Source organism: Streptomyces sp. NPDC093064, from assembly GCF_044754605.1.
Lineage (GTDB): Bacteria > Actinomycetota > Actinomycetes > Streptomycetales > Streptomycetaceae > Streptomyces.
This window is the reverse complement of record NZ_JBIVPK010000067.1, coordinates 21,942-29,276: the sequence shown is the minus strand read 5'-3', so window position 1 is coordinate 29,276 and position 7,335 is coordinate 21,942. Positions and strand designations below refer to the sequence as shown.

The following is a 7,335-nucleotide window of genomic DNA, read 5'->3' as shown; positions in this document are numbered from 1 at the left end:
TCACAAACGTTCATGATCACGGTGGCCGTACCTATGCCCACACCCGACCCCGCAAGCCGCCGACCAGCACAGACGCCGGAACTACAACTGCCGTGGCAGTCCCTCGATGAACTGCGCGAACACCACCCGCGGCTCCGGACGGTTGAACAAATACCCCAACGACCCGGTCAACACGGACAGTTCGGCATGCCACTCGGCTATCTGCTCAGCCGTCACACCCAGCATCATGCCCGGTCAACGACGCGCCACAGAACCCGTCACAAGATCTCCGGCTGTAGTACAAGGGGCGGTGCAACACACATGCTCCGCCGAGCGCTCTCTCACAAGGTTCGTAGTTCGGCTTGATGCGGAGAAAGCGAGAACACCACCGCTGGCGATGAAGGACTTTCGGAGGAGCTCAAGGCCAATGCCGCAGCCGAGCGGCAGCTTGCGACCACCGCCAGGTGGACCCCACTGTACGAGACGTTGCCGCGGCTTCCTCCAGCGCCGAACACACCAGAAATTGATTGTCACACCTCGAGCAGGGGAAGCATTACATCCTCCTCTCCGCCCGGACGTTTCGATAGAATGCGCCAACTCTCTAAACAGACAACTGGTAGGACGCAGCCGAGGCCCCGGATCGCAGAAGCTGGACCGTCGGTTGAGAGAGAGTCACCTCAATCCCTGATCGGGTCCGTGTGAAGTTCCGTTGCAGCCGGAGCCTGACGTCCAGGGGTCCGTCTACCCATCCGCCATCCCGTGTGATCTTGCGGAGCCAAAGGCACAAACCCCATGAAGTCAACTCCATGTAGATAGGACCAACGGCGGGTGCAGATCGGAGGGTGAACAGGAACGCCGCTTGAGGAGCTTTCCTATGACGCTTGCGGACGATTGACTCACGGCAGATCATTCCGAAGTGGCAGCCACAGAGACACCCGTACCTTTCATTTCGCATCGCCCCTCCGCCCTCACGACAGGAACATTGCTCACCCGCCCCGTCCAAGAGCTCCCGGCCGCCAAGCACGGAACCAGCGTCTTTTATCCGTATCGCAACCTCATCCGCCAGGACAGTCCGTACGAGCCCACAGGATTCTGGAGACCCGTCACACCGCTCCGTCGGGAGGGCTTCGGCGATCGCCTGGTCGGCCAACCGGTCTCGCGACGTGATCGTCCACACCCCATCGGAAGCCGTGTGATCAACTCGCAACTCTGCCACTGCGCTCTCACGCAGTTTCGCCTCGTCCATCCAGCCGCCTCACTCGCCTTGCCGCTTTTCCGCCGTGTTGAAAGCCTGACAGCGATACTCGGCTTGCATAGGCCGGAGTTGCGCGGTAGTCGGCTCACGTCGGTGATCCGCCCGTAGGCGCATCACCCACGTGAGTCTTCCCCTACAGCGTGTCCGTCGGACTCTGCTCGGGGCCATGCAGGAAACCGGGTACCCAGCGAACTGGTGCGCTGGCCGGGAAGAGGGTTACCCGGACGCCGAAGTCGATCAGAATCTCCTTACGGGCCTGCACGTCAGGAGCACCGAACCAACGGTCGGCGACGGTCTCACCCGTCGGCCGCCGGACCATGCCGGGTGCCCGCTGGGGCTCAGCGTCGAGCGCAGCCAACTCACGACCCAACGCAGCGTACCGATCCCGGAACCAAGCGGCGTCGTCCGGTGAGTCGTAGAGCCCGGCCTCACGGTCGGCTCGAAGTCGTTCGCGGCTGGCTCGTGTCTCCGCTATCCGCTCGGGGATGCCGTTTCCCGGGTCGTACACCGTCTCGTAGATCAGGCCGTCTCCCAGCTCACGGATAAACCATTCCTCAACGTACGAGTCGAGGAGGTGAGCGTTGATGAGCGGTGCAGGACGACAGTGCTGGGCGTGCCGCCAACCCTTGTTCCGGGCTGTACAGGTATAGCGCGGAGGTGCATCCTGCAACGTCTGGGTGTACAAGCGCGTGTGGCACTGTCCGCACAGGGCGACGTACGTCAGCAGGTAGTCACGGTTCGAGTGACGCGTCCAAGGAACCTTCCGGTCGAGTACAGCTTTCTTGAGCGCCTGATGCGTCGCCCGGTCCCACAGTCCTTCGCAGAGCTTTACGGGGTTGCCGTCCCTCCCAAGCACCGGCTTGTTCCGGTGCATCAGGTAGCCGAGCGTGGCCTCCGACAGGAGGATGTTCTTCAGGCTCTGCGGGGACCATGGCCGCCCCCCGGCCAACTTGCCGTACATCACGGCCAAATGATCTGCGGGCGACAGTTCCCCAGCACGGTTGAGGCGGGCAGCCTCACTACTGGTGGTGACATTGTCGGGATCGGCCACAATGCGACGTGCTACCTCGCGTATCACCTCGGAGGCATGCGGGTGCAGTTCGACATGGTCGATCTTGCCTCCCATCACCTTCCGCACGTACTGGAAGCCATAGGACGGCTTGCCCTTGGGGCGGCCAGCCGCACGGGTCTTGATCGTCGCATCGCGGTTCCGGCGCTGGATCGCGCGGAGTTCCATCTGTGCGCCCCACGCTTCCATGGTGAAGCGATTCTCGTCAGCGGGGTCATCAAGATCCCAGGCGCCGTCATGCCCATACGTGACGAGCATCTTCTTCTCGTCCCGCATCTTGTATCCGGTGTTCAGGCAGTCGACGACGTTACGGCCGAGCCGGTCCACCGCGGCCGCCACCAAGCCGTCGTAAGGTCCCCTCTTCATCGCGGAGCCAGGGGCCGAGCTTCGGGCGTGTCACGGGGTCGGTGGCGCCTGAGACCTCCCAGTCGTCCGCCCAGCCGACAATGTGCGCGCCGACTGAGGCGGCGGCAGTGAGCACGTTCTCCCGCTGACGCTCGGGGGACGACGTCGCCAGCTTCACGCGCGACAGCCGCCTCACTCCGAGCAGACATTTGCCGCATCCGTCATACGGGCGTTCGATCACACTTGGGTCCGTACCGCGCAAGTTTCTCTCCGTTCGCGCACGCATGGTACGGAGAATTGGCGGCACGGCCCCCGGCAGCGATCTTGGTCAGCCGAGGAAGCTCAGACGAACCTGACGGTTGTCTTTAGAGATGTTCGTGTCCACCAGGCAAACCGACTGCCATGTGCCCAGTTCCAGCCGGCCGCCGAGGACCGGGATGGTCGCGTGGGGCGGCACGATGGCGGGCAGCACGTGGTCGCGGCCGTGGCCGGGGCTGCCGTGGCGGTGCTGCCAGCGGTCGTCGGCGGGCAGCAGGGTGTGCAGGGCGGCGAGCAGGTCGTCGTCGCTGCCTGCGCCGGTCTCGATGATCGCGATGCCGGCGGTGGCGTGCGGCACGAACAGGTTCAGCAGACCGTCCCGGCCGGCTGCGGTCTCCTGGAGGAAGGCCTCGCAGTCACGGGTCAGGTCGACGACCGTCTCCCGGGAACCGGAGGCCACGTTCAGCACTCGGGTGGTGAAGGCACGTGACATGGTCCCCATCCTCCTCGATCGCCGGGGAAGATCGGCGCCCGCGGCGCGGTTGGGAGGAGCGTGAACACCAAACGCGAGGTCGACGTGGTCGTCGTGGGCGCTGGTCAGGCGGGTCTGTCCAGCGCCTATCACCTGCGGCGCACCGGATTCGAGCCGGACCGCGACTTCGTCGTGCTCGACCGTCCCGCCGGTCCGGGCGGTGCCTGGCAGTTCCGGTGGCCGTCGCTGACGTACGGCAAGGTGCACGGGATGCACGCGCTGCCGGGGATGGAGCTGACCGGCGCCGATCCCGCGCGGCCGTCGTCGGAGGTCGTCGCCGCGTACTTCGCCGACTACGAACGCGCCTTCGACCTGCGGGTGCGGCGGCCCGTGGAGGTCACTGCGGTCACGGAGGGCCCCGGCGGGCGGCTGCTCGTGGAGACCTCCGACGGCACCTGGGCGACACGCGCGCTGATCAACGCGACCGGTACCTGGGACCAGCCGTTCCTGCCGCGGTACCCGGGTCAGGAGACCTTCCGCGGGCGGCAGTTGCACACGGCGCAGTACGCCGGGCCCGAGGAGTTCACCGGGCAGCGCGTGATCGTGGTGGGCGGCGGCGCCTCCGGCACCCAGCACCTGCTGGAGATCGCCCCGTACGCGGCCGCCACCACCTGGGTGACGCGACGGCCGCCGGTCTTCCGTGACGGCCCGTTCGACGAGAACGCGGGGCGGGCGGCGGTGGCGCTGGTCGAGGAGCGGGTGCGGCAGGGACTGCCGCCCAGGAGTGTCGTCTCGGTGACGGGACTTCCGCTGAACGACGCCATCCGGCGGGGGCTGGAGGACGGGGTCCTGGACCGGCAGCCGATGTTCGACCGGATCACCCCGGACGGGGTGCTGTGGGCGGACGGACGGCACGTGGCGGCCGACGTCATCCTCTGGGCGACCGGGTTCCGGCCCTCGCTGCGCCATCTGACGCCGCTCGGGCTGCGCGAACCGGGCGGCGGCATCCGTGTGGACGGCACCCGAGCGGTCGCCGATCTCCGGATCCACCTGGTCGGCTACGGCCCTTCGGCCAGCACGATCGGCGCCAACCGGGCCGGACGCGCGGCCGTCCGGGACATCAGGCGCCTGCTGGAGGAGGAGCCGGCGGCCGCGGCGTGACGGTGTGAGCAGCCGCGGCACAACCGGCGCGGGCCGCCGCGGCCGGACACGCCCTGGACCGCCGCGGCCGGGCACGGCTCACTTCGCGGGCTGCGGACTGCTGCCTTTCAGGTGGGCGTTGAACTCCGCCACATTGCGCTGGTGCTCGCTGTAGTCGGCGGTGAAGCGCGTATCGCCCGGCTTGACGGTGACGAAGTACAGCCAGTCGCCCTGCGCCGGGTTGGCCACAGCGCGCATGGCCTCCTCGCCCGGACTGTCGATGGGCGTCGGCGGCAGCCCCATGCGCTGGTACGAGTTGTAGGGGTTGTCCAGCCGGGTGTCCTCCAGGCTCATGCGGACCGTGCTGCGGTTGAGGGCGTAGTTGAGGGTCGAGTCCATCTGAAGCGGCATGCCGTGCTCCAGCCGGTTGAAGACGACCCGGGCCACCTTGCTCATGTCGGCCTTCGAGGCGGTCTCGGCCTGGACGATGCTCGCGATGGTGATCGCCTGGTACAGGTTCGTGGAGTTGCGCTCCGGGCCGGCGGCGACCGGGGCCGCGGCGAACCTCTTGTTCGCGGTGTCGACCATGTAGGTCAGCAGGGACTGCGGGGTGGTCTTGTCGTCGATGGGATACGTCGCCGGGAAGAGATAGCCCTCCGGATTGCCCTCGGCGGCGTTCGGCAAGTTCAGCTGGGCGTCGGCGAGCGACTGCTTCGCGGTGCCGGGGGCCAGGGCGAGGGCCTTGTCGATGGCGGCGTAGATCTGGCCGGACCGCCAGCCCTCGGGGATCACCAGCGTGCGGGGTCCTGCCAGGACGTCGTGGCGGAGCGTCAGCAGCGGCACCGCCACGGCGGTGCCGGCCAGGACGGCCCCGGTCAGGACCAGGACCACACGGCCCCGGCGTGTCAGTCGGGTCGTTCTCCGTGACGGAGTGTTCCTCTGCATGCGGGCACGGTAACCCTCAAAGGGCCGTAAACCCGGCATATCGTCAGCTTGTCGGTTCCAGTTGCGCGTCCCGGCGGACCAGGGCCGCGTAGCGTCCGTCGAGCTCCAGCAGTTCCTCGTGCGTACCGCGTTCGGCCGGCCGCCCGGAGTCCAGGACCACGATCTGGTCGGCCCCGCGCACGGTGGACAGGCGGTGCGCGATGGTGAGGGTCGTCCGGTTGGCGGACAGGGCGTCGATGGCCTCCTGCACGGCGGCCTCCGTACGGGTGTCCAGAGCACTGGTGGCCTCGTCGAGGATGAGCACCGGCGGGTCGCGCAGGATGGTCCGGGCGATCGCCAGGCGCTGCTTCTCACCGCCGGAGAACCGGTGGCCGCGCTCGCCGACGACCGTGTCGTAGCCGTCTGGCAGGGCCGCGATGTGGTCGTGGATCTGCGCCGCCTTCGCCGCCGCCCGCAGTTCCTCGTCGGTGGCGTCCGGCTTGGCGAAGCGGAGGTTCTCGGCGACCGAGGCGTGGAAGAGGTACGTCTCCTGGGAGACGACGCCGACCGCGCGGGCGAGGGTGTCGAAGTCGAGGTCGCGCACGTCGACGCCGTCGATCGTGACGCGGCCGCCCGTGACGTCGTAGAGCCGGGGCACCAGGTAGCCGAGGGTGGACTTGCCGGCGCCGGTCGGGCCCACAATCGCGAGGCTGCTGCCGGCGGGCACGGTGACGTCGATGCCCTCCAGGATCGGGCCGCTCTTGTCGTCGTAGCGGAAGTCGACGTCCTCGAAGCGGACCTCGCCCTTGACGCGGTCGAGGTGGATCGGGCGCTCGTGCTCGGTGATGTCGATCGGCAGGTCCAGGTACTCGAAGATGCGCTGGAACAGCGCGAGCGAGGTCTGGATCTGCACACCGGTGGACAGCAGGCTGACGGTCGGCCGGAACAGTCCCTGCTGGAGCGAGACGAAGGCGACGATCGTGCCGATGGAGACCTGCGGTCCGCCGAACTGGAGGGCGACGCCCGCGGTCCAGTAGATGACGGCGGGCAGGGCGGCCATGACGATCGTGATGACGGCCATGCGCCAGCGCCCGGCCATGTTCGACCTCACCTCGAGGTCGACCAGGCCTTCCGACTCCGCGCTGAAGGACTCGGTCAGCGAGGCCGAGCGGCCCATCGTGCGACCGAGCAGGATGCCGCTGACGGAGAGGGATTCGGTGACCGTGGCGGCGATCGCGGCCATCTGCTTCTGCCGCTGGGTGGTGATCTTCTTGCGTTCGTTGCCGACGCGGCGGCTGATCCATACGAACACCGGGAGCAGCAGCAGCGAGACGACGGTGAGCCGCCAGTCGAGGGCGACCATCGCGATGATCGTGGCGACCACGCTGGTGACGTTGGAGACGAGCGAGGTGGCGGTGGAGGTGACGGTGGCCTGCATGCCGCCGATGTCGTTGGCGATGCGGGACTGCACCTCGCCGGTGCGGGTCCGGGTGAAGAAGGCCAGGGACATGCGCTGCAGCCGTCCGTAGACGGCGGTGCGCAGGTCGTGCATGACGCGCTGGCCGACGGTCGTGGAGATCAGCGTCTGCAGCACGCCGAAGACGCTCGTGAGGACGGCGCTGAGGATCATGCCGAGGGCGAGCAGGCTCAACAGGCCGGTGCGACCCTGCGGGATCGCGACGTCGAGGATCTCCTTCAGCAGGAACGGCGTGGCGACGGAGACCAGCGAGGCGGCTCCCACCAGCAGGCCGACGATCGCGAGACGACCCCGATACGGGCGGAAGAGGCGCAGGATCCGGCGGACCTGCCGCGGCTGCTCCCCGGCGTCGGCGGGTGGGGTCCAGAGGGGTTGACGGTCGGGATGCATGGGCTCCTACGGGGGTGGGTGGGTGC

6 protein-coding genes are annotated in these 7,335 nt (G+C 67.8%); 1 reads left to right on the top strand and 5 read right to left on the bottom strand.

The genetic code is table 11. The features are described 5' to 3' along the window. Window positions 1–81: 81 nt before the first annotated feature. The 3 genes from ACIQFZ_RS39075 to ACIQFZ_RS39065 form a co-directional block, all read right to left on the bottom strand. Complete coding sequence (locus ACIQFZ_RS39075; RefSeq protein WP_402693489.1) at window positions 82–216, bottom strand: hypothetical protein; 135 nt, start codon at window positions 214–216, stop codon at window positions 82–84. Between the two features lie 1,151 nt (window positions 217–1,367). Continuing rightward, the gene (locus ACIQFZ_RS39070) at window positions 1,368–2,642 is read right to left on the bottom strand and encodes a recombinase family protein (protein WP_402693488.1); all 1,275 of its coding nucleotides are present in this window, start codon (window positions 2,640–2,642) and stop codon (window positions 1,368–1,370) included. 334 nt (window positions 2,643–2,976) lie between these two features. Next, on the bottom strand, window positions 2,977–3,399 hold the full coding sequence (locus ACIQFZ_RS39065) for a secondary thiamine-phosphate synthase enzyme YjbQ (protein WP_141363581.1): 423 nt from the start codon (window positions 3,397–3,399) through the stop codon (window positions 2,977–2,979). 60 nt (window positions 3,400–3,459) lie between these two features. Here ACIQFZ_RS39065 and ACIQFZ_RS39060 point away from each other — a divergent pair, with 60 nt between their 5' ends. Then, window positions 3,460–4,539, top strand: coding sequence for an NAD(P)-binding domain-containing protein (locus ACIQFZ_RS39060; protein ID WP_402693487.1), 1,080 nt, complete (start codon window positions 3,460–3,462; stop codon window positions 4,537–4,539). A 78-nt stretch (window positions 4,540–4,617) separates the two neighbouring features. Here the strand turns inward: ACIQFZ_RS39060 and mltG are convergent, their stop codons facing one another. Together mltG and ACIQFZ_RS39050 are read right to left on the bottom strand one after the other, a co-directional pair. Next, complete coding sequence (gene mltG, locus ACIQFZ_RS39055) at window positions 4,618–5,463, bottom strand: endolytic transglycosylase MltG (protein ID WP_365424839.1); 846 nt, start codon at window positions 5,461–5,463, stop codon at window positions 4,618–4,620. A 43-nt stretch (window positions 5,464–5,506) separates the two neighbouring features. Further along, window positions 5,507–7,309, bottom strand: a complete 1,803-nt coding sequence (locus ACIQFZ_RS39050; RefSeq protein WP_365775689.1) for an ABC transporter ATP-binding protein — start codon at window positions 7,307–7,309, stop codon at window positions 5,507–5,509. Window positions 7,310–7,335: the final 26 nt, after the last annotated feature.

Coding starts and splice junctions, on each gene's coding strand:
- ACIQFZ_RS39065 (WP_141363581.1), bottom strand. CDS start 3,399: ATGTCACGTGCCTTCACCACCCGAGTGCTGAACGTGGCCTCCGGTTCC.
- mltG (WP_365424839.1), bottom strand. CDS start 5,463: ATGCAGAGGAACACTCCGTCACGGAGAACGACCCGACTGACACGCCGG.
- ACIQFZ_RS39050 (WP_365775689.1), bottom strand. CDS start 7,309: ATGCATCCCGACCGTCAACCCCTCTGGACCCCACCCGCCGACGCCGGG.